Raw genomic sequence first — 22,911 nt, forward strand, 5'->3', positions numbered from 1 at the left:
AGCTCCTGGAACTTATTATTATAATGATCTATGACTTACGTTGCAGCCGTTCTCTTAGATTAAATCCTAAGTCAATTATACCTAAAATTCTCACGAGATAAAGGAGCGGAATCGAAATGATTGTAATTAATACCAAAATCCCTTTCGACCAGCCCTTGGAATGTCCAAGAAAATAAAGGAAGGACAAGCCCTGGACCGCCATCAGCGTCTGCAGCACATAAAGTACATTCATGATCGCCGTAAATAAATATGTATCCTGTTCAGGCTGTGCAATCATGGATACAACCAAAATGATCAGGTAATACCACAATATGCTCTTGGGAAGCATCCATTCCCTGAACGGCTTAAAAACCGGTACATTTACACCCAGCCGCTTCAGGATCGGAAAATTGACCCAGATGAAGACCAGCGCCGTTCCTGCTGCGATTCCCAAGAACAACGTCGGCATCAGCGTCTGGATCAATTGAATCGAGCTCTCCAGACTTTCAATCAGTCTCTGATCCGGCTCCTGTCCCACTTGCTCGAAAAGGGAGTAGTATGTAGCTTTTGATTGTTTGAGGCTGTCCTGGACGAAATTGATATTGAAGAAAGCAATCGATATCACATATCCCAAGACAATATTTATTAATAATGCAAAGGCAGAAGACATAAATATTTTTAACTTATCCCACTTCATCTGAATGCCATAGCCCAATACGATAGCAGTAGACCCGATTGCAAAGGCCACGGGAAGCGAGAATGGTCCGCCGATGAAAAAACTGAGTGCCAATGAACAAAGGAATACATAAATCGAATTGAGCAGTGAATTCCTTGAACTGAATAACATCAAAGGTAAAGGAAGCACCAGAAATGCCAGTGAACCTACAAATGGGATATACAAAACCATTAACAATAGAACAATGAAGATGGCGAGCATTAACGCCCCTTCAGTCATAACCCGAGTATTTTTCAACATCTAACTCTCCCAACATTAATTCAAACGAAACATATAACAGAACAATCATATCAATTTTAGCGATGAATTTCATCTTAACGGCTCGTTCACTTCCGTCAGACTGATTCGATTACCGTGATGGCCGAAGTAAAAAAGGCGCCGCTGCACGACATCCTTCTTTTCCCTTAGTATATACTCCCTTCATATAAGAGTATTCCTTGCGGGTTCACAGAAGGATGATGCAGAGGCACCTTCCCGGCTACATTATTTTATTTTAAAACGCTGGATTGAATCCTGCAGTTCCTGGCTCAGATCCGTCAGCCGTTCTGCTGCTTCCGTTACAGAATGGATCGCCCTTAATTGTTCTTCGGACGAGGCATTCATTTCTTCACATGAAGCAGCTGTTTGTTCAGCTGTTGCCGCCATCAACTGGATGACATTCACCACTTCATCTTTATCCAGATTGATTTGTCCGACTTGTTTATACATCTGTTCAATTTCACCCTGCATCGTTTTCATCAGTGCAGATGTTTGGTCGAATACATCATTTGTCTTCTGGATGACCCCGTATTGAACCTCGAAGGTTTCTTTTGTCTTGGCCATTTCATCGACCGCCTGATTCGATCCCTTTTGGATTTCGTTGATCGTACTCTTCACCTGCTCAGTCGCTTGCACGGACTGATCGGCGAGCTTCCTTACTTCCTCCGCAACGACTGCGAAGCCTTTCCCATGCTCACCGGCCCTCGCCGCCTCGATACTTGCATTCAGCGCGAGCAAATTGGTCTGTGAGGATATATCCGTGATCGTCTCCATGACCGTTTCGATCGTTTTTACCTTGGACTCAAGGCTGATGATCACTTTCTCCATTGAAGAGATATACTCATTGGAAGAATGATAGGCAGTGACCAGTTCCTTCACTTGATGCAGGCCGTTCTGATTCATCTCATCTGCTTGGCCTGCCATATCCGCCATCGCTTTCGAGTTGTCGTATACTTCATTGATACGTGTACCCAGCATTTCCGATTTCTGTTGGGCGTTCTCGGAATCTGCTGCCGACTGGGAAGCACCGTGGGCGATTTCATTGACGACTGTCGCCATCTCCTCACTTGAAGCATTGGTTTCCTCGGACACCGCACTCAAGCTTTCTGCCGATTGACGAACATTCATGACAGAATCTTGAACGACCGTGAGCGTCTCTCTCATACTGGCGATCATCTTGTTTAAATCAGTGGCAAGCAGCCCTGTTTCATCCTTGGAGCTGATCGCTGACTGGATGGAAAGATCCCCGGTGGCGACCTCTGTTACCGTCTTCTGAAGCTCTTTGATCGGCTTAGTCATTTTATTTGAAACGAACACGACCATCGCAAGCATGACAACAAGCGTCACATTGCCTGTCAGGATCAAGAGCTGTTCAATTTCCCTGGATGATTGCAGGAGATCATCCCTTTCATAAGCGGAGCCGACTTTCCAATTCGTCTTGGGCACCGTATTGTACACAAGCACCTTCTCTTCACCATCTAATTCGTAGCGAATAGTGCCTTCCTTTTCATCCGATTCCAGCATATTCTTGATGAATGGAAGATTCGACAAATTCTCTCCGCGTTTAGTCGGGTGCACAATCGCCGTTCCGTCTAAACCAAACAAGAACGGATAGCCTTCATAACCGAGCTCCATGTCCGATACTCGGTCCGTCAGTTTCGTCAAATTGACATCGACTCCGATGACACCGATGATGGCACTATCCGATACAACCGCTTTTGAAGCGGTGATGATATATTCTTCTGTCGCCGTATCGATATACGGCTCACTCCATACAACACCCGACTTTGCTTCCACCGCGTTCTTATACCAATCCCGGCTAGTAGGGTCAAAATCTGCCGGCAGTTCCACAGCTGGCACAATCTTCAACTGCTTATTCGGAGACGCGATATAAACCGACGTCGCCTCCTCATACAGACTCAGGTAATTGTTGAAATCCGACTGGATATCAGCGTACAATTCCGTATCCTGCGCTGCATCCTTTTCAGGATCAAGCTGTACTTTCGAGTAGTTCTTCAGTACGTTCGAAACAGAATACTGATTCAAGCTTTTCTCATATTGTTCAAGAAAGAGCTGCACAGAACTATTAAGCTCCTTTACGACTCCCTGTGTCTGGCCGATGACCTGATCTTCGGTTTTCATCCTCGTCTGCCAGCTCGTGATCGCAATGATCGCAACCAATGAAGCGACGAATAAAATGGAAAAGACCATGATCAACTTCGCCCGTATCGAAGATAATTTCATAGAACCGTTTTTCTGTCTTTTCTTTTTCGGTTTCTCTTTATTCACTCTATTTCCCCCTTGTTCCATATGTGTCGTAAACCTTTTCTCCTGTATTTATCGACACGTTTCAGCAGAGTTTAATAGGCAGGGAGAATTTCTGTGTTATGAAAGGTTGAAGAGAGTTTTTGTGGAAGAATTGTTAACAAGCGCTGTTTAATACTAAAGGATGGCTTATTATCTGCCGTATAAAGTGGTATTTAGGACAATAATTGAAGAGAAAGTGAGGGAAGGGAGGGGGCAGGACAGATAGTTGTGGGTGAGGGGCTTTGAAAATTTTCAACTTTTGTATATTTATTTTCAACTCTTTCTGATTTATTTTCAACTTCACAGCTTTTATTTTCAACTGCCAACATTTCAGCTGCTTTACTCAATAACAAGAAGCAAAACACAAAAAAGCAGCAGAGACATAGTCCCTGCTGCTTTAACCGTTCAATTATTCACCAGTAACGTATGGAAGTAATGCCATAGTACGAGCGCGCTTGATCGCACGAGTCAACTTACGTTGGTACTTAGCGTTTGTTCCAGTTACACGACGTGGAAGAATTTTCCCACGTTCAGATACGAATTTCTTAAGAAGATCAACATCTTTGAAATCGATATGTGTAATTCCGTTTGCTGTGAAGTAGCATACCTTACGGCGTCTACGTCCACCTCTGCGTCCTCCTGCCATTTGTTTCGCCTCCTATCTTATTTAGATTCGTTATCGTTCGTTTAGAATGGCAGATCATCATCAGAAATGTCGATCGGCTGACCGTCATTTGCAAATGGATCCTCATCTACACGTGTATAGTTGTTGTTATTGTTGTTATTGCGCTGTTGATTCTGATTCTGACTATAAGGATTTCCCTGGTCACGCTGACCTCCACCCGAATAGCCCGGACTTCCTCCACGATCACCTTGATTCGCACTGCGCGGTTCCAAGAACTGAACGCTTTCCGCTACGACTTCCGTCATAAACACACGACGTCCATCCTGTCCTTCGAAATTACGCGTTTGAATACGACCGTCAACGCCAGCTAAGCTGCCTTTTTTAAGAAAGTTTGCTACATTCTCTGCAGGGCGACGCCATACAACGCAGTTAATAAAATCTGCTTCCCGTTCTCCTGATTGATTCGTAAAACTACGATTCACAGCAAGGGTGAACGAGGCAACAGCCACTCCATTCGGAGTATATTTTAATTCAGGGTCTTTGGTTAAACGCCCTACTAATACAACTCGGTTCATCATCAGAATCAACCCCTTCCTTCTAGTAATCTGTTTCACGTGAAACAAGTATAGAAGTGTTTATCTTAAAACGTTCGGATTATTCTTCTTCTTTAACAACGATATGACGGATAATATCATCGCTGATTTTAGCTAAACGATCGAATTCGTTAACTGCATCAGAAGTAGCGCTCATCTTAACTAGTTGATAGAAACCATCACGAAAATCGTTGATTTCATACGCTAAACGACGTTTACCCCAATCTTTTGACTCGATGATTTCCGCGCCGTTAGTTGTTAAAACGTTATCGAAACGCTCAACTACTGCTTTCTTTGACTCATCGTCAATGTTTGGGCGGACAATGTACATAACTTCGTACTTTCTCATCTGAATGTCACCTCCTCGTGGTCTATACGGTCCCCTCTTTACGAAAGGACAAGGAGCAATGCGTTCATTACTCACGAAATAAAATTATAGCACAGTATTTCTAGTATTGCAATATATCGTAGAGTAACTGCTGCTTATTTAAAATTTCCCATTGAATACCGCTATTGATCTCCGTTCAAGACTTCGCTTTCCTATGGTTACCCGTACAGGAGTCTACTGATTTACAAGTAAGCTCTTCCTTTACTATTTAATATAATTAGGTATATAATACAAGTAGTTAAGTAAATTAAAAAAAGGAGCTCTGATGGCAGTCAGAGCTCCTCCACAACATAAACTGCATCGAAAGTGCAGCGGCTCACTTTGAGTCAATGAAATGAAGTAATCATCTTTTAACCTCATGAGCATTGGGGACGATGGTTACTTCTTTTTTTGCGTCACCGCAATCATTGCGACAATCAATGTACCAAAGGCAATCATAATCTGTAGTACATCTGCTATTGCAACCATTAGCGTATCACCTCCCCTCTTTGGAGAGTGTGAGCCGCTGCCCCATCAAACCTTATAATGTTGTGTAAGCTTATTATACCATACCGATCCCCTTACCCACCCTATACCAATGGAACCATGATGAAAATAATGAAGGGTATGAAACTATTTTGACTTCAATAAAAAAAGACCGGATCCCTATCCGGTCTTTCTCATTCAAAACTTATACATTAAAACGGAAGTGAATGACATCCCCGTCTTTTACAAGATATTCTTTTCCTTCAAGACGGACTTTTCCTGCTTCCCGGGCAGCTCCCATTGTTCCAGCTTCGACAAGGTCTTCATAGGACACGGTTTCTGCACGGATGAAGCCTCTTTCAAAGTCTGTGTGGATGACTCCGGCACATTGTGGGGCTTTCATGCCTTCGCGGAATGTCCAGGCACGGACTTCCTGTACACCTGCAGTGAAATAGGTTGCAAGGCCAAGAAGGGAATACGTCGCACGGATCAATTGATCAAGGCCGGATTCTTCGATTCCAAGCTCCTGAAGGAACATCGCTTTTTCTTCATCATCAAGTTCAGCGATTTCAGATTCGATTTTCGCACAGACAACGATCACTTCTGCATTGTCTTCTTTCGCAAATTCACGGACCTTTTGCACATATTCGTTGTCAGATGGATCTGCGATTTCATCTTCACTTACGTTCGCCACATATAATACCGGCTTCGAAGTAAGAAGGTGAAGCTGCTTGACAAGCTTCATCTGCTCATCCGAGAACTCAACCGTACGGGCAGGCTGCTCTGCTTCAAGAACATCTTTGATCTTTACCAGAATGTCGTGCTCAAATACCGCTTCTTTATCTTTTTGCTTCGCCATTTTTTGAACGCGTGCAAGGCGCTTGTCAACAGTTTCAAGGTCGGCAAGGATCAATTCAAGATTGATGACTTCAATATCGGCGATCGGATCCACTTTCCCGGATACGTGTGTGATGTTGTCATCCGCAAAACAGCGGACTACCTGACAAATCGCATCCACTTGGCGGATATGCGATAAGAATTTGTTCCCTAGTCCTTCACCCTTACTTGCGCCTTTGACGATTCCGGCAATATCCGTGAATTCGAATGCAGTTGGAACGGTTTTCTTCGGATCCACTAACTCAGTCAATTTATCTAAGCGGTGATCAGGCACCTCTACAATTCCTACGTTCGGATCGATCGTACAGAAAGGATAGTTGGCAGATTCTGCACCTGCTTTTGTAATTGCATTAAAAAGTGTTGATTTACCAACGTTCGGCAAGCCAACGATACCAGCTGTTAAAGCCATTTCGGTCACTCCTCATTATTGTTCTTATCTATGAAAAATCGTGATTGATATACTTCTTCCAAAGGGACGAACCCTTCACAATTATAGAGATAATGGAGGAAAAAGACAAGTAGTGGTTACAGGAACTGATAGAGGTAAAAAAAAGCACCCTCCCGGAAAAAACGAGAAGGTGCATTGAAATTCAGTATGTTAACGAAGCCTGGCGGCAGGAAGGGTTAAGCCTGCAAAGATATGGGTATGAAAAGAGTAATTATTCTTGCGAAGTTTCCAATACCTTTTTCATCTTTTTAGCAAATTCCCTCCGCGGGATCATCACGCTGTGGCCGCAGCCTACACATTTAATCCGGATATCCATTCCCATCCGGATCACCTTCCAGCGATTTGCTCCACAAGGATGAGGCTTTTTCATCTCTACAATATCATTTAGTTGAAATGTCTTTTGTTCCATTAGCCTTCCTCCTTTTCACCATTCAATTTTCTTTGTTTATCATGCGACGGCTGGGCATGAAATTCTTCGTTTCGCGAGTACATCACCATGCGAGGGAATGGAATTTCGATACCGTGTTCATCGAGAAGCAGTTTCACATCTTTGCGGATCATTCTGGCAATATACCAGTGCTTCATCGGGAGTGTTTCAGCGACAATCCTGATGACCACATCCGAGGCACCAAGAGTCTGCACCCCTAGTAGCTCAGGAGGATTCACAAGATCTTCGTACTTTTGCGGCAGGGATAGAAGCAATTCCTGAATGACGTTTTCTGCTTCTTCAATGTTTTCTTCATAAGCAATACTGACATCCACAACCGCAATACTGTTATGGATGGAGAAGTTCGTGACTTCCGTGATATTACCATTCGGGAAGATATGCAGTTCCCCTGTCCAGCTTTTGATTTTCGTGGTGCGAAGGCCTATCTCTTCAACCGTTCCTTCAGCTGCCCCGATCTTGACATAATCACCGACAGAAAACTGATCTTCAAAAATAATAAAGAATCCGGTGATGATATCACGCACAAGGTTCTGTGCCCCGAAACCGATGGCCAGTCCGACAATCCCGGCACCGGCGATCAAACCTTTAATATCGATGCCAAGCGTCGACAGAATGGTCATTAGACTGATGAAGTAAACAACATAGGTCAATACATTTTCCAGCAGCTTTAATAACGTCGCTTCACGCCGCTCCGAAAACTTAAGAGGTGCCTTCGAACGTACTCTGAAAACATTCCGGATGGCTGTCCGTCCCAGTTTCAAGGCGATAAACGTGATGAGCATGATCGCGACAATTTTGATTGCACCTTGCCCCAGGGCGATCCACATATCATTATCGATCAATTTATCTACAGTTTTATCAACAGCCTTATTAAGTTCTTCAGGGGTTGTTGCCATATATGTATCACCTGCTTTTTCAGTAATAAGTATGTTTATTCTAACAAGTTTCCCTAAGCTTGGGTAGTTCTAACCTATCCTTCACAAATTAAAATGAAATTTTTTATTTTATGAAAAATCGCCTTCATATATGTATGAAAAAACTAAATCGTCCGTATACTGTTAAAAACACTTTCCTGCAACCTACTATTCAAAGGAGTGGAAGTTATGAATCTGAAAAAAGGATTATTTGAACGGAGGACCGAACCTTTTAGAGTCTATCATCAGGATGAACACGCCTCAAGGGACCTTTCTGTTCAATTGGCATCCATACTTCCCACTCTTTACCGGACGCGCCCGATCGTCTTTGTGTGTATCGGTACGGACCGGTCGACTGGTGATTCGTTAGGTCCTTTGGTAGGAACGTTATTGTCTGAGCAGACGATTGGGATCTTTCATGTGTACGGAACGCTGGATGATCCGATCCATGCTGTGAACCTCGAGGAAAAGCTGCAGGAAATCAAATCGAAGCACATAAATGCTTTTATCATCGGGATCGATGCCTGCCTTGGCCGATTGAAGAGTGTTGGAGCCATCCAGCTGAGTGATGGGCCTTTGAAGCCGGGTGCCGGTGTCAACAAGGAACTGCCAGAGGTGGGGGATGTGCATCTGACCGGGATCGTAAATGTCAGTGGCTTCATGGAATTCTTCGTCCTTCAGAATACCCGGTTGAACCTGGTGATGAAAATGGCAAAAGCGATGGTGGAATCCATAGTGCAGGCGGAAGAAATCATCGAACGCCGAAATGCGGTAAGCATCGAAAAGTGGCGGGAAGAATTGCATTGATATAAACCTATAAAAAAAGGGAGGCGCTGCTGCCTCCCTTTTTAAGTTGATAAGAAAGTATAATGTTTCGGTCCACCCAATGAAGTCAAAGAGCGACTTCACCGGTCGGCCCTCCAACGCTTTTCGGGGCTGATCAAGGCGCTTCCGCTTTTCTCTTGTCCAGCTCCAGCGCCTAGCCCCTCGAGACGTTTCGGTCCACCCAATGAAGTCAAAGAGCGACTTCACCGGTCGGCCCTCCAACGCTTTTCGGGGCTGATCAAGGCGCTTCCGCTTTTCTTATTACATATATAAATGATACGCATGAATGACGCCTACAACCATCGCCACAACGATAATACCAGGCAGCAAGTTTGCTACCCGTATCTTGGTGATGCCGATCAGGTTCAGCCCGATCGCGAAGATCATGATTCCTCCGGTTGCCGTCATCTCGACTATATAAGCATCCATAAGCTCCTGGGGCACCCATTGGTGAATTTGGGTCGCAAACAGGGCAATCAATCCTTGGTAAAGAACCACGGGGACTGCAGAGAACATGACCCCGATGCCCAATGTAGTCGTCAAGATCAAAGAAGTGAATCCGTCAATGATCGACTTTGTGTACAGGACATCATGATCTCCCCTTATCCCGCTGTCCAGAGCACCGATCACAGCCATTGCGCCGATTACAAAGATAAGGGTGGCGGTTACAAATCCTTGGGAGATGGATGTTTCTTTCTTGCTCCCAAGTTTTTTCTCGAGCCAAATACCGACAGCATTCAGCTTATCCTCTAAATTCATCCATTCTCCCCAGGCCGCACCAAGTGCAAGACTGATGATGACAATAAGGAAGTTATCGCTTTTCAGTCCCATTTGCAGGCCAAGGACCACTACTGCCAGACCAATCGCTTTCATCACCGTTCCTTTCATGTTCTCAGGAATCCGATGCAGAAAAACTCCAAGCAATGTTCCGATGATAATACAAATTCCGTTTACAATCGTTCCTAACAGTACCATATGCGTTCCCCTCATCCAAACTTGAAATCTTGTTGTAACCATTTACTTTAAAAGGGAAGAGGACTGACCCCCAATTCAGAAGGTCAGTCCTTTTTCTTGTGAAACTTTCTTACTTCTCTTGTAACAGATCTAAAATCCTATCCAGATCTTCCTTCGAGAAAAATTCAAGCTCTATTTTCCCTTTTTTCTTTGATTGTTTGATCGTCACGGTCGTACCAAAGCGTTCACGAAGCATGGATTCCTGTTCTTTGAGAAATACATCCTTCTTCTTCTCAGGCTTCTTTGTTTCACGTGAAACATTTCCATTCATTTCGCCGACGATCTTTTCCAGCTGACGAACGTTTAAAGATTCCTTCAGTATACGATTCACCAGTGTCGAAAGATTTTTTTTATTCTTCAATCCAAGCAGTGCCCGTCCGTGTCCCATCGTCAGTTTCCCTTCAGAAATAAGTTCCTGGATTGGGGAAGGCAGTGCTAACAAGCGAATATGGTTGGCAATATGAGGACGGCTTTTCCCAAGACGTTTTGCCACCTCTTCCTGGGTGATCTTCAGCTTATCCATCAGCATCTGATACGCCGCTCCCTCTTCGATCGGTGTCAAATCCTCTCTCTGAAGGTTTTCAAGAACCGCAAGTTCCATCATCTGCTGGTCATTCAATTCACGGACGACTACAGGGACGACTTCCAATTTAGCAGCGGTCGCTGCACGATAGCGCCGTTCCCCGACAACAATTTCATAGCCTTTAATTGATTTTCTTACGATGATGGGCTGCAGGATACCATGTTTTAAAATAGATTCCTTTAATTCTTCGATTGCGCCAGGCTCAAAAATTTTACGTGGTTGATAAGGATTCGGCCGAATTTCTTTCAGCTTCACCTCTTGAACAGATTCTTCATTTTGAGTTGCTTGTACGTTTTGAAAGAGAGCGTTAATGCCCTTTCCTAAACCTTTAGCCATTCGCCACCACTTCCTTTGCCAGTTCTAAATAAACTTCTGCTCCCCTAGACTTAGCATCATAAATTATGATGGGTTCCCCGTGACTGGGTGCTTCACTTAAGCGGACATTACGAGGGATGATCGTACGGTACACTTTATCTTGAAAGTACTTCTTAACCTCTTCGATGACTTGGATTCCGAGGTTAGTACGGGCATCCAGCATGGTCAGCAGTACGCCGTCAATCATCAAATCATGATTGAGGTGCTTTTGCACCAATCGTACTGTACTCAGGAGCTGGCTCAATCCTTCAAGTGCATAATATTCACATTGAACAGGTATGACGACTGCATCAGATGCTGTCAGTGCATTGATCGTCAGAAGCCCTAAAGATGGCGGGCAATCAATAATGATATAGTCATATTGGTCTTTTACTTTTTCTAATGCTTTTTTTAATCGAACTTCACGAGATATGGTGGGGACCAATTCTATTTCGGCACCTGCTAATGAGATTGTCGCAGGTACGACCGAGAGATTTTCGACTTTCGATTGTTTGATCGTGTCGTGTACATCCACATCATCTACCAATACATCATAAATGCATTGATGGACATCTCCCTTTTCCACTCCCGCACCACTCGTGGCATTTCCTTGGGGATCTATATCAACAAGCAGAACTTTTTGTCCTATGTATGCCAAACACGCACCCAAATTAACCGAAGTGGTCGTTTTCCCCACACCGCCTTTTTGGTTGGTCACCGCTATTATTCTTCCCAAGGTTGTCACCTGCCTTTTGACGTCCAAGATTGGGCGTATTTTCTTCACAGTATTCTTCTATTCTATCAAATTTTGCGGGGAAATGTCTGTTTCTTTTTTGAAAATAATGAAAGCTTCCAATCATATCATGGAAGAAAATCTTTATCTTATCCTTAATCCTCAGTAGAATCCTGCTAAAAATTGTCATATTTCCACGGAAATTATTTGTGGATTATGAGAAAAGTCGGACGTCCCATAGCGTGGGAGAAATAGTCAAAACAAAAAACGAGAAACAACCAATCTCTGTTTCTCGCTTTTTACTACTCTATTTCTTTTTAGGGATACGGATCGTGAATTGGTAGAATTCGTCGTGCTCTTCTTCCTCGGCATTGAGGTTGATCCCGCTGTCTGAGACCATGGAGAGGGATTGACGGATCGTGTTCACGGCTATGCGCATATCCTTTGAGAATGCTTTACGTTTCGGCTTCGGTTTCGGCGAAGAGCCTTCCTGCATTTTCACGACTCTGTCTTCCGTTTGCTTGACATTTAAGTTTTTTTCGATGATTTCACCAAGAAGCTGAATCTGCTTCTCGGGTTTTTTCAACGGAATCAATGCACGTGCATGGCGTTCCGTTATTTTCTTATCTAGTAAAGCATGATGGATTTCTTCTGGAAGCTTTAGGAGACGAAGCTTGTTTGCTACAGTTGATTGTCCTTTTCCTAAGCGCTGAGCAAGAGCTTCCTGGGTCAGATTATGCAATTCCAACAGCTTTCCGTAGGCAATGGCTTCCTCAATCGGAGAAAGTTCTTCCCTTTGCAGGTTCTCGATTAAAGCCACCGAAGCTGTTTCGGTATCACTAAGGTTTTTGACAATGGCGGGAACGGTTTCCCAGCCAAGTTTCTGAACGGCTCTGTAACGCCGTTCCCCTGCGATAATTTCATATTGGTCGTCATCCGCTTGTCTTACTACGATTGGCTGAATGATCCCGTGCGTGTGGATCGTTCTGGACAGCTCTTCAATTTTTTCATCATTGAAAACGGTCCTCGGCTGAAAACGGTTAGGAACGATTTGAGCCACCGGTATTTTCTTAACCTCATCCCGATCTTCCACTACACTTGATTCTTCAGATTCAACATCTTGCTCCTTTTCACCCAGGCCAAAAAAACGAGAGAAAGGATGCTTCATCTTCCTACACCACCTTTAAGAAACTCCCTATATTATAAATTCTCTAAAAATATGACAAGTTCCTGCCTCAAATAGACATATTCACACAAAGCACTACAGTAAAAGTATACCATTTTACCTATAAGAGAAAGAACGATTCCTATTCCAACGGCAATTTATTGGGTGTACCCGGTTTCCTTGGATACTTATTAGGTGTTTCTTTTACTTTATTTATTTTCACGATATTACGTTCACTTTCTTCTTCCGGGAGGACAAATGAAAACACTTTTTCTGTTTGTCCGCCAAGTGTCGCAATCGCTTTTTTCCCTGTCATCAATTCTTCGTTCGCATTGGAAGCCTTCATCGCGACGAAAAATCCGCCTTTTTTCACAAGTGGCAAACAGAGTTCGCTTAACACAGACATTCTGGCCACTGCTCTTGCTGTAACTATATCATAGGATTCACGATGTTCCTTCTTTTTTCCGAAGGTTTCTGCCCGGTCATGATGAAAATGAGTATGATCAAGCCCTAATTCCTTTGATAAATGATTGAGGAATGAGATGCGTTTATTCAATGAGTCCACTATGGTCACATGAAGATGCGGGAAACAGATTTTCAGTGGAATGCTGGGAAATCCCGCTCCCGCTCCGACATCACAAATGGTTTCCACATCGGTGAAATCAATGAAGAAAGCGGCACTGATCGAATCATAAAAATGCTTCAGGTATACCTCTTCCTTGTCCGTGATGGCGGTCAGATTCATCTTCTCATTCCACTCGACAAGGATATCAAAATATTTCTCGAATTGATCTAATTGCTTGGGAGAAAGGGAAATCCCCTTCTCCTTGAGCTTGGATTGGAATTGGTCTATATTCATGCTATTACCCTTCCTTTACCTCTATTGATCGCCTGAAACCTTCGCAATTTTCCCCTGTTCGATATAAACAAGCAGAATCGAGATGTCAGCAGGATTGACTCCTGAAATTCTTGAAGCCTGTGCAAGTGACAGCGGGCGCACTTCAATCAGTTTCTGTCTGGCTTCCGAAGCCAAGCCGCTGATTGCTTCGTAGTCAATGTTTTCAGGGATTTTCTTATTCTCCATCTTCTTCAGTTTATCGACTTGTTGAAGCGACTTCTCGATATATCCTTCGTATTTCACCTGGATTTCGACTTGTTCTTCAACATCCGGAGAGAGTTCAACTTCACTTGGTACAAGGCGTTTGATATGGCTGTAATTCATTTCAGGACGCTTCAATAGATCGGCTGCAAGAATGCCATCCTTCAATTCACTTCCGCCCGCTTCACGGATGACGGCTTGAGTTTCTTCCACAGGCTTGATCCGGATGCCTTCAATACGCTGTTTCTCTGCTTCGATTGCTTCTTTCTTCGCAGTGAAACGCTGATATCTTTCCTCGGAAATCAAACCGATTTGTTTCCCCGTATCCGTCAGGCGCAAATCCGCATTATCATGTCGTAATAATAATCGGTATTCCGCGCGTGAAGTTAATAAGCGGTAAGGCTCATTTGTCCCTTTTGTGATTAGGTCGTCGATCAGCACACCGATGTAGGCATCGGAACGGCTGAGGATGACTTCCTCTTTATCAAGGGCACGGCAGGCAGCATTGATTCCGGCCATCAGACCTTGTCCGGCAGCTTCCTCATAACCTGATGTTCCGTTGATCTGGCCTGCAGTGTATAGATTTTTGATCTTCTTCGTTTCAAGTGTCGGCCATAATTGAGTCGGTACGATGGAATCATACTCGATTGCATAACCCGCACGCATCATCTGTACGTTTTCAAGACCCGGGATCGTGGAAAGGATCTTCTGCTGCACGTCTTCAGGAAGGCTTGTCGATAAACCTTGGACGTATACTTCCTGAGTATTTCTTCCTTCCGGCTCAAGGAAAATTTGATGACGGGGCTTATCATGGAAACGGACCACTTTATCTTCAATGGATGGACAGTAACGCGGGCCTGTCCCCTTGATCATACCTGAATACATCGGAGAACGATGTAGATTATCGTCGATTAACCTATGTGTTTCTTCATTTGTGTACGTCAGCCAGCAAGGCAGCTGATCGGTGATGTATTTTGTCGTTTCATAACTGAATGCCCGCGGTACATCATCACCGGGCTGAATCTCCGTTTTGGAATAATCAATCGATGAGCTGTTGACACGCGGCGGCGTTCCCGTCTTGAAACGAACGGTATCGAACCCGAGCTCCCTGAGATGATCCGCTAATCGGATGGAAGGCTGCTGATTATTCGGACCGCTTGAGTATTTCAAGTCTCCTAAAATAATTTCCCCGCGGAGGAATGTACCTGTTGTGATAACGACGGTCTTCGCGCGGTATGCTGCGCCGGTCATCGTCACGACTCCTTTACATTCGCCGTCTTCAATGATCAGCTCTTCAACCATTCCTTGAAGAAGCGTCATATTCGGTTCATTCTCGAGCGTGCGTTTCATTTCGTGCTGATAAAGGAATTTATCTGCCTGTGCTCTCAGGGCACGAACGGCTGGACCCTTCCCTGTATTCAACATTCTCATTTGAATATGCGTCTTATCGATATTGCGCCCCATTTCTCCACCGAGGGCATCGATTTCGCGTACGACAATTCCTTTTGCCGGACCGCCGACAGATGGATTACACGGCATAAAGGCAACCATATCGAGATTGATGGTCACCATTAACGTTTTCGCTCCCATCCGGGCAGAAGCGAGTCCCGCTTCAACCCCGGCATGTCCAGCACCAATGACAATGACATCATATTGTCCTGCGTCATATTGCATGGTTTTATAGTTCCTCCTTGATGGATGAAAATGAACTTCATCCACATAGTATGTTGGTTATTTTCCCAGGCAGAATTGAGAAAACAGCTGATCGATCAGGCTTTCATGGACACTGTCACCGATGATTTCCCCCAATAGCTCCCATGTTCTCGTTAAATCGATCTGGGCTATATCAATAGGAGTTCCCATTTCTACACTGTTAATTGCTTCGTTGATTGCTTGAGATGCCTGGTTCAGTAAGGCGATGTGCCGGCTGTTGGAGACATAGGTGATATCCCCGGATTCGATGGAACCGGCAAAGAATAGGGATGAAATGGCTTCTTCCAGTTCATCGATCCCTTCTTCTTCGAGTAAAGCCGTCGTCACAAGCGGATGTTCATTCGACAATTCACGCACTTTATTTAAATCAATCTGTTGAGGCAAATCCGTCTTGTTCACGATAACAATGACGTCCATTCCTTTAACCGCTTCAAAAAGCTGTTCGTCCTCGTGCGTCAATTCATCTGCGTAGTTCAGGACAAGCAGTATCAAATCCGCTTCTTTCAGCACCTGTCTTGAACGCTCGACACCGATTCTTTCAACGATGTCTTCCGTTTCGCGGATACCGGCTGTATCGACAAGACGGAGCGGTACCCCGCGGACATTCACATATTCTTCGATCACATCGCGCGTCGTTCCCGGTATATCCGTAACGATTGCTTTATTTTCATGTACAAGGCTGTTCAATAAGGAAGATTTTCCGACATTCGGACGACCGATGATGACGGTGGACAGACCTTCGCGAAGAATCTTTCCCTGTTCGGATGTCTGGATCAATTTATCGATTTCATCCCGGACGTGCTTCGATTTTTCCATAAGGACCCCGTGAGTCATTTCTTCTACATCGTCGTATTCCGGATAGTCGATGTTCACTTCAACGTGAGCGAGGGTTTCGAGTATCTCCTGACGAAGTTTCCTGATCAGTTTGGAAAGGCGTCCTTCCATCTGATTCAACGCAACGTTCATTGCCCGGTCTGTCTTCGCCCGGATCAGATCCATGACAGCTTCAGCCTGTGACAGATCGATACGTCCATTTAAAAAGGCACGCTTTGTAAATTCACCCGGCTCCGCTAATCGAGCTCCGTGCTTCAGGACAAGCTGAAGAACTTTATTGACGGAAACCAATCCTCCATGACAATTGATTTCAATGATATCTTCACGTGTGAAGGTTTTAGGTCCCCTCATAACGGATACCATCACTTCCTCCACGACCTGTTCGGTATCGGGATCGATGATATGTCCGTAATGAATCGTATGAGAGGCGAATTCCTTCATGGAAGTGCCCTTCATTCCCCTGAATACCTTCGCGCCGATGTCAAAGGCTTCATCCCCGCTTAATCGGACGATCGCGATCGCACCTTCACCCATCGGTGTCGAGATGGCTGCTATCGTATCCAGTTCCATTCTTATCACCTCTCTTTATATATTGGTTTTATAATCTATATGAACGAATGAAATTCAGAGAGCAAAGTTTCCCCAAATTATTAGAATATCACAAACCTGTTTAATACAAAAGAATCTAATCTCCTTTGTCTTTACGTTATCCACAGACCGATTTCTCTTATCTCTATTATTTTAACTTATCCACATGTGAATAACAATAAAGCGGGACAAAAACGAGTATCCACAGGGCTGAGTCGGATTCACCCATTCTTCCATCTTCCTTTTGAAAAACAACGCAAAAAAAGACGATCCCTCAAAAAGTAACGGGTTCGGATTTCGAATACAAAAAATAAATTAGCACACCTATGAGCAGTCATATTCGCAACTGAATTAGGCTGCTTCTTTTTGATGATATAAATAGGGGTTAAAAAATATACGGTAATTCTACCCTGAATTTCGAACCCCTTTTAACATGCGATCATAAGTTTATGTCAGCATGAAAATTCATATACTTAATTGGTGTGCTAAAAATGATATTTATCTAGCAGGGGTGGGTGTTGACTTTTAGAGGCAGATAAATGAACATTTTTTCATCTCCTTAATAGTGAGTAGCCTCTGAATGTTTAAATAAGGGGATTTTTTTTCGTTATCCTGCAGAATAGGGCTAGGTTCGGGGGATATAAGGGGAGTTTTTCCAGTTAAGGCAAAGTAGAATGGTCCATTTTCATGCTTTTGGAGTAAATAGGGGGAATTTTTCCCTCTATTTACTCTATTTTTCGTGCTGTTTCCTCACTAAGAGGAGTTTCTTCCCTTATTTTAGTAGCTTATTTTCTGGATATTCTTGTAGATTTGGAAATCGCTAACCAGTGCTTATCTTGGGATAAAAAAAATGCTTGGAGCATATGTCTCCAAGCATTTTTCTCTTTGATTTTCTTGCAAATTGCTTGCGAATCACTATACGAAAAGCAATGTTAATTCATATTTTGTACTTCAAAACAGAACCACTTACTCAAAAAGGAATTCGTCTCACATTAAACTTATTTAGGCGCAATCACGATATATCGATTCGGTTCCCTGCCTTCAGAATGAGTGTCCACTTTTTTCGCATTCACTAATGCGGTATGAATCACTTTTCTTTCATAGGAAGGCATCGGTTCCAATGAAACAGCACGGTTTGTGCGCAGCGCTTTATCGGCCAGGCGCTCTGCCAGGTTAGTCAGAGTCTGGCGGCGGCGTTCACGATAATTTTCTGCATCCAGGAGGATGGTCAAAAATTGATCGGACACCTTATTCGCTGCCAATTGAGTCAAATGCTGAAGTGCATTTAATGTTTGTCCTCTTTTCCCGATTAACAGGGCCATTTTTTCACCGGATAAACGAAATTCTACTTCTCTTCCATCCTGATGCACCTCAATCGAAGGTTCCACTCCCATTGCCCGCGCAACCGATAATAAAAAGTCTTTCGCTTCGTCGACCGGATTGATTGCCTTTTTCACCAGTACGGCTGCAGGTCTTCCACCGAACAGTCCGAACAGGCTTTTTTTACCTTGGTCTATAACTTCAATTTCTGCTTCTTCTTTGGTGATGTTCAGTTGAGACAAGGCTGATTCAATGGCTTCTTCCACCGTTTGACCAGTCGCTTTCACTTCTCTCACTTTTTCTTTCCTCCCGAACCACCAGCTTTTGCAGCTTGTACTTCCCTGATATCGGGACCTTTAATGAAGTATGTTTGAACGATCATGAAGATATTACCGATTACCCAGTATAATGACAGGGCTGAAGGGAAATTGATCGCAAAGATCACAATCATCACCGGCATGATGTAAAGCATCATCGCCATTTGTGGATTTTGATCCGCTGTACCCGCCATCATCAGCTTTTGCTGGATGAATGTTGTAATACCGGCTGTAACAGCAAGGATGATATCTCTTTCGCCAAGATCGAACCATAAGAAATTATGTTCTGCAATTTCTCTCGTACGTACGATTGCATGATAAAATCCGATCAGGATCGGCATTTGAACGATCAACGGGAAACATCCTGCCAAAGGATTGACTTTATGAGTCTGGAATAACGCCATTGTTTCCTGTTGAAGTTTCTGTTGAGTCTGTGCATCTTTTGAACTGTATTTTTCACGAAGCTTTTTCATTTCCGGCTGCAATGCCTGCATCGCTTTGGAATTTTTCGTTTGTTTGATCATTAACGGTAAAATGGCAAAACGGATGATCAGCGTTACGATGATGATCGCAAGACCATAAGAACCGCCAAACCAATCTGCCACCATTGTGATTAATTGTGATAATGGCCACACAATATATTCATTCCAGAAACCTGAGCTTTCAGGTGTGATGGGCTGATTATATTCTGTACAGCCTGATAAAACAGCCATTAGCCCAATGATTCCCATGAGGGCTATAATTCTCTTTTTCACCCTTATTTTCCTCCCAACTAATATGTTTCTACAAGGCTCTTTCCGCACGCACAATCGGGTGCCTCTTTTTATCCGATGCACGAATACCTTCTGGAAAACAGCATTTTACTCGCAGTCAAGGACACGTTTCCCCAACCTTCTATTAAAATGTAACAATCTCTCGTATTGTAACATCTTTTCAAAGACTTGTGATGTTGAAACATGTCTATTTTATAAATACTTTTTTACTTTTTCCTATCATTTTTACCATCAAAATGCTTTTTCAACACTTTTCCTCTTTTTAATACATGAGTAAGACTGCTTTTTACTTCATGAAAGTTCATGTCGGCCGCCGGTTTTCTGGCGATGATCAAATAATCGTGGTTATCCTGAACGTCTTCCCGCAATTCCAGGAAAGCCTGCCTTACGTACCGTTTGATTTGGTTCCGGCACACCGCATTCCCGATTTTCTTGCTGACGGAAATGCCGATCCGGAAAGGCTGGGCTTCGTCCTGCTTTAAGGTATAAAGAACAAATTGCCTGTTTGCAAATGATGTCCCTCTTTTAAATATCTCTTGAAATTCTTTATTTTTCTTCACTCTTTGTTCTTTACGCATTAGCTACACCTGTTTTTTTGTTTTTCATTAGGCTCTTTTCGCAAACTCAAGAAAAGAGCTTTTCATTCAGTCTTTCAATTAATTGAGGATTCTAATCATTTTCGTTGTATTACTAGAAAAAAAGACCACTGAGTCAGTTCAGTGGTCTAAGCAGATAATACTTTTCTTCCTTTAGCGCGACGGCGAGCTAATACTCTACGTCCGTTCTTAGAGCTCATGCGTGCACGGAAACCGTGTACTTTACTTCTTTTACGTCTATTTGGTTGAAACGTTCTTTTCATCTATTGACACCTCCCTGAAGGGTTCATCTTCATAAGTTAAAGACATTCCTCACTATTATAAAGATGACCACCATAAAAAGTCAACAGTCATATTATTTTATTTTTGACTCTCAATTTTTTGCCAATAAAATTGTTTATCTTCTAATAAAGATAACTCAAAGTGGATTAGACTTCTAAACACCGTGCTGACTGCTGGATCAGAGACCGTTCCTTTCCGCAGGAGTCAAAGTGCCTCCGGCTCCAATCCACTCTGTCTATTTAATATAGAAAGTAACAATAAAAAATTGAAGTTAGTCATGCAAATTTATTACCGGGATATTGATGAATTTTATCTTTTCTAATAAAGAAAATTAAATTTGCCAATGGTGTCCAAATTAATTTTTATAATAGTCTGCTCTAAGTTTTACCGGATCCAGCGTTGATTGGAATGCAAGACGAAGAAAAGTATCAGAAAAGCGGAAGGGATTTGCCCAGAGGCTAATGTCATGTTCCTCTGAGCCCTGCAGCTGTACAGTACTCTTCAACTTTAGAGAAGGCTCACCTACCGCCAGCAGAAAGTGAAGTCTTTCAAGTAATCAAAAGCGAAGCTAAGTAGTCCATAAAAGTTAATTTACAAAAATGGATTTCGTCTTCTATCACCTTCTACAAAATTTCTCCCACCTTACCCAAAAATCTCCCTGTGGATAGTTTTCGACAGGATTTTTAATTATCCACAGCACGTATTGACAGGTTTTTCACAAGTTCTACCCTTGTGGACAATTTCATTCCACAGTCTGAAGGGGTTGTGGATAATATTTAAAAACCATTGCACCGCTAAGGATATTTTGATATGATTATTGTGTTTTCACTCTTGATAACTTCAAATACGGATTTTACTTATCCACAAAATGTGGATATCATGTGGGTAACTTATTCAGAGGGTTTGTAAAACCTTGTCCACAGATGGTGGATATTGTCGACTAACCGTTTTCTTTCCTTATTATATATATTTTCCACATTCAGTCCATTGTATTTTTATTAGATAAAGAGAATTGACACGTTTACAGGTTGTACAGAGGTTATACAAACAAACGAGAAAAGGAGGGATCAGGATTGGAGAATATCGGGGATCTTTGGAGTAAAGCCTTAGAAAATATCGAGAAAAAAATCAGTAAGCCAAGTTTCGATACTTGGTTGAAATCGACGAAGGCTCATTCCATTCAGGGAGATACTCTTGTGATTACCGCTCCAAATGAGTTTGCACGAGATTGGCTGGAAGGCCGGTACTCTCAACTCATCTCCGGAGTATTGTATGATATCACCGGTGAAGAGCTGGTTGTAAAGTTCATTATTCCCCAAAATCAGGAGCCGGAAGAGTTTGATATTCCAGTGCCGCCGAAAAAGACTGTTAAAGAGGATGACCAGTACGATCTTAACCAGAATATGCTGAATCCTAAATATACATTCGATACTTTTGTCATCGGTTCCGGCAACCGATTTGCACATGCTGCGTCTTTAGCTGTAGCTGAAGCGCCTGCAAAAGCATATAACCCCTTATTTATTTATGGGGGAGTAGGACTTGGAAAGACTCACTTGATGCATGCGATCGGCCATTATGTGCTTGAGCATAATCCGGCTGCAAAAGTGGTGTACCTTTCTTCTGAAAAATTCACGAACGAGTTCATCAACTCGATCCGTGATAATAAAGCGGTCGATTTCCGCAATAAGTACCGGAGCGTCGATGTGTTGCTGATTGACGACATTCAATTTTTGGCCGGTAAAGAACAAACGCAAGAGGAATTTTTCCATACATTTAATACATTGCATGAAGAAAGCAAGCAGATTGTCATTTCCAGTGACCGTCCTCCAAAAGAGATCCCGACATTGGAAGACCGCCTGCGTTCCCGCTTCGAATGGGGCCTTATCACCGATATAACTCCTCCTGATCTGGAGACGAGAATCGCGATTTTAAGGAAGAAGGCGAAAGCTGAAGGTCTGGATATCCCAAATGAGGCCATGCTTTATATCGCCAATCAAATCGATACGAATATTCGTGAACTGGAAGGCGCCCTGATCAGGGTCGTTGCGTACTCTTCACTTATCAATAAAGACATAAATGCCGATCTCGCTGCTGAAGCTTTGAAAGATATCATTCCAAGCTCCAAGCCCAAGGTCATTACGATCCAGGAAATCCAGCGTGTTGTCGGTGAGCATTTCAATGTGAGATTAGAGGATTTTAAAGCCAAGAAACGGACAAAATCCATAGCGTTCCCCCGTCAGATCGCCATGTATCTTTCAAGGGAAATGACGGATTCTTCCCTGCCGAAAATCGGTGAAGAATTCGGCGGACGTGATCACACCACCGTCATCCACGCCCATGAAAAAATCAGCACCCTGCTCGGAGCAGACGCACTCCTGCAGCAGCAGCTGAAAGATATCAGGGATACCCTGAAGTGATATGTATATGAGATGGGCAGTTGAAAGTTGATAGATGATTTCAGCTCCAGATAGAACGGAATCCATAGGATACAAGAATTTTTAAACGCTTTATAAGAAGTCTGTTAAAAAATTCAACAAGTTCCTGCGGTTGATTGGAGTGCAAGACGTAGACTCCTGCGGGAAAAGCTAGTTAGGTGAGACCCTGTAGGAGCTGAGCGACGAGGAGGCTCATCAACCGCCCGCGTAAAGCGAAGTCTT

The 22,911-nt window shown here is 43.3% G+C and carries 22 protein-coding genes; 2 read left to right on the forward strand and 20 right to left on the reverse strand.

Annotation, left to right across the window (positions count from 1 at the left end; genetic code table 11):
* Nucleotides 1–28: 28 nt before the first annotated feature.
* From V6B33_RS18320 to V6B33_RS18360, 9 genes are all read right to left on the reverse strand, one after another.
* Entirely contained in the window at nucleotides 29–955 is a 927-nt protein-coding gene (locus V6B33_RS18320) for a YybS family protein (protein ID WP_334219129.1), read from the reverse strand.
* A 243-nt stretch (nucleotides 956–1,198) separates the two neighbouring features.
* A complete protein-coding gene (locus tag V6B33_RS18325; RefSeq protein ID WP_334219130.1) occupies nucleotides 1,199–3,262 on the reverse strand; it encodes a methyl-accepting chemotaxis protein in 2,064 nt (687 codons plus the stop codon).
* A gap of 427 nt (nucleotides 3,263–3,689) precedes the next feature.
* On the reverse strand, nucleotides 3,690–3,926 hold the full coding sequence (gene rpsR, locus V6B33_RS18330) for a 30S ribosomal protein S18 (protein ID WP_034764780.1): 237 nt from the start codon (nucleotides 3,924–3,926) through the stop codon (nucleotides 3,690–3,692).
* Nucleotides 3,927–3,967: 41 nt separating this feature from the next.
* Nucleotides 3,968–4,483, reverse strand: a complete 516-nt coding sequence (gene ssb, locus V6B33_RS18335) for a single-stranded DNA-binding protein (protein ID WP_172252027.1) — start codon at nucleotides 4,481–4,483, stop codon at nucleotides 3,968–3,970.
* A 76-nt stretch (nucleotides 4,484–4,559) separates the two neighbouring features.
* On the reverse strand, nucleotides 4,560–4,847 hold the full coding sequence (gene rpsF / locus V6B33_RS18340) for a 30S ribosomal protein S6 (RefSeq protein WP_034764776.1): 288 nt from the start codon (nucleotides 4,845–4,847) through the stop codon (nucleotides 4,560–4,562).
* 417 nt (nucleotides 4,848–5,264) lie between these two features.
* The gene (locus V6B33_RS18345) at nucleotides 5,265–5,354 is read right to left on the reverse strand and encodes a putative holin-like toxin (RefSeq protein WP_334219131.1); all 90 of its coding nucleotides are present in this window, start codon (nucleotides 5,352–5,354) and stop codon (nucleotides 5,265–5,267) included.
* 202 nt (nucleotides 5,355–5,556) lie between these two features.
* The gene (gene ychF, locus V6B33_RS18350) at nucleotides 5,557–6,657 is read right to left on the reverse strand and encodes a redox-regulated ATPase YchF (protein ID WP_334219132.1); all 1,101 of its coding nucleotides are present in this window, start codon (nucleotides 6,655–6,657) and stop codon (nucleotides 5,557–5,559) included.
* Between the two features lie 250 nt (nucleotides 6,658–6,907).
* The gene (locus V6B33_RS18355; RefSeq protein ID WP_334219133.1) at nucleotides 6,908–7,105 is read right to left on the reverse strand and encodes a DUF951 domain-containing protein; all 198 of its coding nucleotides are present in this window, start codon (nucleotides 7,103–7,105) and stop codon (nucleotides 6,908–6,910) included.
* Nucleotides 7,105–8,040, reverse strand: a complete 936-nt coding sequence (locus tag V6B33_RS18360) for a mechanosensitive ion channel family protein (protein WP_334219134.1) — start codon at nucleotides 8,038–8,040, stop codon at nucleotides 7,105–7,107. Before V6B33_RS18360 ends, V6B33_RS18355 begins: the two co-directional genes overlap by 1 nt.
* Before the next feature lie 207 nt (nucleotides 8,041–8,247).
* Between V6B33_RS18360 and yyaC the strand changes: the two genes are divergently transcribed.
* Nucleotides 8,248–8,865 carry a spore protease YyaC gene (gene yyaC, locus V6B33_RS18365; RefSeq protein ID WP_334219135.1) on the forward strand — a complete coding sequence of 206 codons (618 nt, stop codon included), beginning with the start codon at nucleotides 8,248–8,250 and terminating at the stop codon, nucleotides 8,863–8,865.
* 279 nt (nucleotides 8,866–9,144) lie between these two features.
* Here yyaC and V6B33_RS18370 read toward each other — a convergent pair whose 3' ends face one another.
* The 11 genes from V6B33_RS18370 to rpmH form a co-directional block, all read right to left on the reverse strand.
* Nucleotides 9,145–9,858, reverse strand: a complete 714-nt coding sequence (locus tag V6B33_RS18370) for a DUF554 domain-containing protein (RefSeq protein WP_334219136.1) — start codon at nucleotides 9,856–9,858, stop codon at nucleotides 9,145–9,147.
* Between the two features lie 109 nt (nucleotides 9,859–9,967).
* Complete coding sequence (locus V6B33_RS18375) at nucleotides 9,968–10,816, reverse strand: ParB/RepB/Spo0J family partition protein (protein ID WP_334219137.1); 849 nt, start codon at nucleotides 10,814–10,816, stop codon at nucleotides 9,968–9,970.
* Nucleotides 10,809–11,570, reverse strand: a complete 762-nt coding sequence (locus tag V6B33_RS18380) for a ParA family protein (protein WP_334219155.1) — start codon at nucleotides 11,568–11,570, stop codon at nucleotides 10,809–10,811. Before V6B33_RS18380 ends, V6B33_RS18375 begins: the two co-directional genes overlap by 8 nt.
* A gap of 304 nt (nucleotides 11,571–11,874) precedes the next feature.
* On the reverse strand, nucleotides 11,875–12,735 hold the full coding sequence (gene noc / locus V6B33_RS18385; RefSeq protein WP_334219138.1) for a nucleoid occlusion protein: 861 nt from the start codon (nucleotides 12,733–12,735) through the stop codon (nucleotides 11,875–11,877).
* A gap of 139 nt (nucleotides 12,736–12,874) precedes the next feature.
* On the reverse strand, nucleotides 12,875–13,591 hold the full coding sequence (rsmG, locus tag V6B33_RS18390) for a 16S rRNA (guanine(527)-N(7))-methyltransferase RsmG (RefSeq protein ID WP_334219139.1): 717 nt from the start codon (nucleotides 13,589–13,591) through the stop codon (nucleotides 12,875–12,877).
* A 21-nt stretch (nucleotides 13,592–13,612) separates the two neighbouring features.
* Nucleotides 13,613–15,505, reverse strand: a complete 1,893-nt coding sequence (mnmG, locus tag V6B33_RS18395; protein ID WP_334219140.1) for a tRNA uridine-5-carboxymethylaminomethyl(34) synthesis enzyme MnmG — start codon at nucleotides 15,503–15,505, stop codon at nucleotides 13,613–13,615.
* Between the two features lie 57 nt (nucleotides 15,506–15,562).
* Nucleotides 15,563–16,948, reverse strand: coding sequence for a tRNA uridine-5-carboxymethylaminomethyl(34) synthesis GTPase MnmE (mnmE, locus tag V6B33_RS18400; protein WP_334219141.1), 1,386 nt, complete (start codon nucleotides 16,946–16,948; stop codon nucleotides 15,563–15,565).
* A gap of 1,016 nt (nucleotides 16,949–17,964) precedes the next feature.
* On the reverse strand, nucleotides 17,965–18,582 hold the full coding sequence (gene jag / locus V6B33_RS18405) for an RNA-binding cell elongation regulator Jag/EloR (protein ID WP_334219142.1): 618 nt from the start codon (nucleotides 18,580–18,582) through the stop codon (nucleotides 17,965–17,967).
* A complete protein-coding gene (spoIIIJ, locus tag V6B33_RS18410) occupies nucleotides 18,579–19,358 on the reverse strand; it encodes a YidC family membrane integrase SpoIIIJ (RefSeq protein ID WP_334219143.1) in 780 nt (259 codons plus the stop codon). The genes jag and spoIIIJ overlap by 4 nt, the downstream gene beginning before the upstream one ends.
* A gap of 224 nt (nucleotides 19,359–19,582) precedes the next feature.
* On the reverse strand, nucleotides 19,583–19,954 hold the full coding sequence (rnpA, locus tag V6B33_RS18415; RefSeq protein WP_334219144.1) for a ribonuclease P protein component: 372 nt from the start codon (nucleotides 19,952–19,954) through the stop codon (nucleotides 19,583–19,585).
* 146 nt (nucleotides 19,955–20,100) lie between these two features.
* A complete protein-coding gene (gene rpmH, locus V6B33_RS18420) occupies nucleotides 20,101–20,235 on the reverse strand; it encodes a 50S ribosomal protein L34 (protein ID WP_071617052.1) in 135 nt (44 codons plus the stop codon).
* A 1,092-nt stretch (nucleotides 20,236–21,327) separates the two neighbouring features.
* Here rpmH and dnaA point away from each other — a divergent pair.
* Nucleotides 21,328–22,671, forward strand: a complete 1,344-nt coding sequence (gene dnaA / locus V6B33_RS18425) for a chromosomal replication initiator protein DnaA (RefSeq protein ID WP_334219145.1) — start codon at nucleotides 21,328–21,330, stop codon at nucleotides 22,669–22,671.
* Nucleotides 22,672–22,911: the final 240 nt, after the last annotated feature.

The sequence above is a fragment of the Mangrovibacillus sp. Mu-81 genome, assembly GCF_036867415.1.
GTDB lineage: Bacteria > Bacillota > Bacilli > Bacillales > Bacillaceae_B > Rossellomorea.

What these genes read in the sequence shown, in the direction of transcription:
- V6B33_RS18320 (WP_334219129.1), bottom strand. Translation starts at nt 955, where the DNA reads ATGTTGAAAAATACTCGGGTTATGACTGAAGGGGCGTTAATGCTCGCC.
- rpsR (WP_034764780.1), bottom strand. Translation starts at nt 3,926, where the DNA reads ATGGCAGGAGGACGCAGAGGTGGACGTAGACGCCGTAAGGTATGCTAC.
- ssb (WP_172252027.1), bottom strand. Translation starts at nt 4,483, where the DNA reads ATGATGAACCGAGTTGTATTAGTAGGGCGTTTAACCAAAGACCCTGAA.
- rpsF (WP_034764776.1), bottom strand. Translation starts at nt 4,847, where the DNA reads ATGAGAAAGTACGAAGTTATGTACATTGTCCGCCCAAACATTGACGAT.
- V6B33_RS18345 (WP_334219131.1), bottom strand. Translation starts at nt 5,354, where the DNA reads ATGGTTGCAATAGCAGATGTACTACAGATTATGATTGCCTTTGGTACA.
- ychF (WP_334219132.1), bottom strand. Translation starts at nt 6,657, where the DNA reads ATGGCTTTAACAGCTGGTATCGTTGGCTTGCCGAACGTTGGTAAATCA.
- V6B33_RS18355 (WP_334219133.1), bottom strand. Translation starts at nt 7,105, where the DNA reads ATGGAACAAAAGACATTTCAACTAAATGATATTGTAGAGATGAAAAAG.
- V6B33_RS18360 (WP_334219134.1), bottom strand. Translation starts at nt 8,040, where the DNA reads ATGGCAACAACCCCTGAAGAACTTAATAAGGCTGTTGATAAAACTGTA.
- yyaC (WP_334219135.1), top strand. Translation starts at nt 8,248, where the DNA reads ATGAATCTGAAAAAAGGATTATTTGAACGGAGGACCGAACCTTTTAGA.
- V6B33_RS18370 (WP_334219136.1), bottom strand. Translation starts at nt 9,858, where the DNA reads ATGGTACTGTTAGGAACGATTGTAAACGGAATTTGTATTATCATCGGA.
- V6B33_RS18375 (WP_334219137.1), bottom strand. Translation starts at nt 10,816, where the DNA reads ATGGCTAAAGGTTTAGGAAAGGGCATTAACGCTCTCTTTCAAAACGTA.
- noc (WP_334219138.1), bottom strand. Translation starts at nt 12,735, where the DNA reads ATGAAGCATCCTTTCTCTCGTTTTTTTGGCCTGGGTGAAAAGGAGCAA.
- rsmG (WP_334219139.1), bottom strand. Translation starts at nt 13,591, where the DNA reads ATGAATATAGACCAATTCCAATCCAAGCTCAAGGAGAAGGGGATTTCC.
- mnmG (WP_334219140.1), bottom strand. Translation starts at nt 15,505, where the DNA reads ATGCAATATGACGCAGGACAATATGATGTCATTGTCATTGGTGCTGGA.
- mnmE (WP_334219141.1), bottom strand. Translation starts at nt 16,948, where the DNA reads ATGGAACTGGATACGATAGCAGCCATCTCGACACCGATGGGTGAAGGT.
- rnpA (WP_334219144.1), bottom strand. Translation starts at nt 19,954, where the DNA reads ATGCGTAAAGAACAAAGAGTGAAGAAAAATAAAGAATTTCAAGAGATA.
- rpmH (WP_071617052.1), bottom strand. Translation starts at nt 20,235, where the DNA reads ATGAAAAGAACGTTTCAACCAAATAGACGTAAAAGAAGTAAAGTACAC.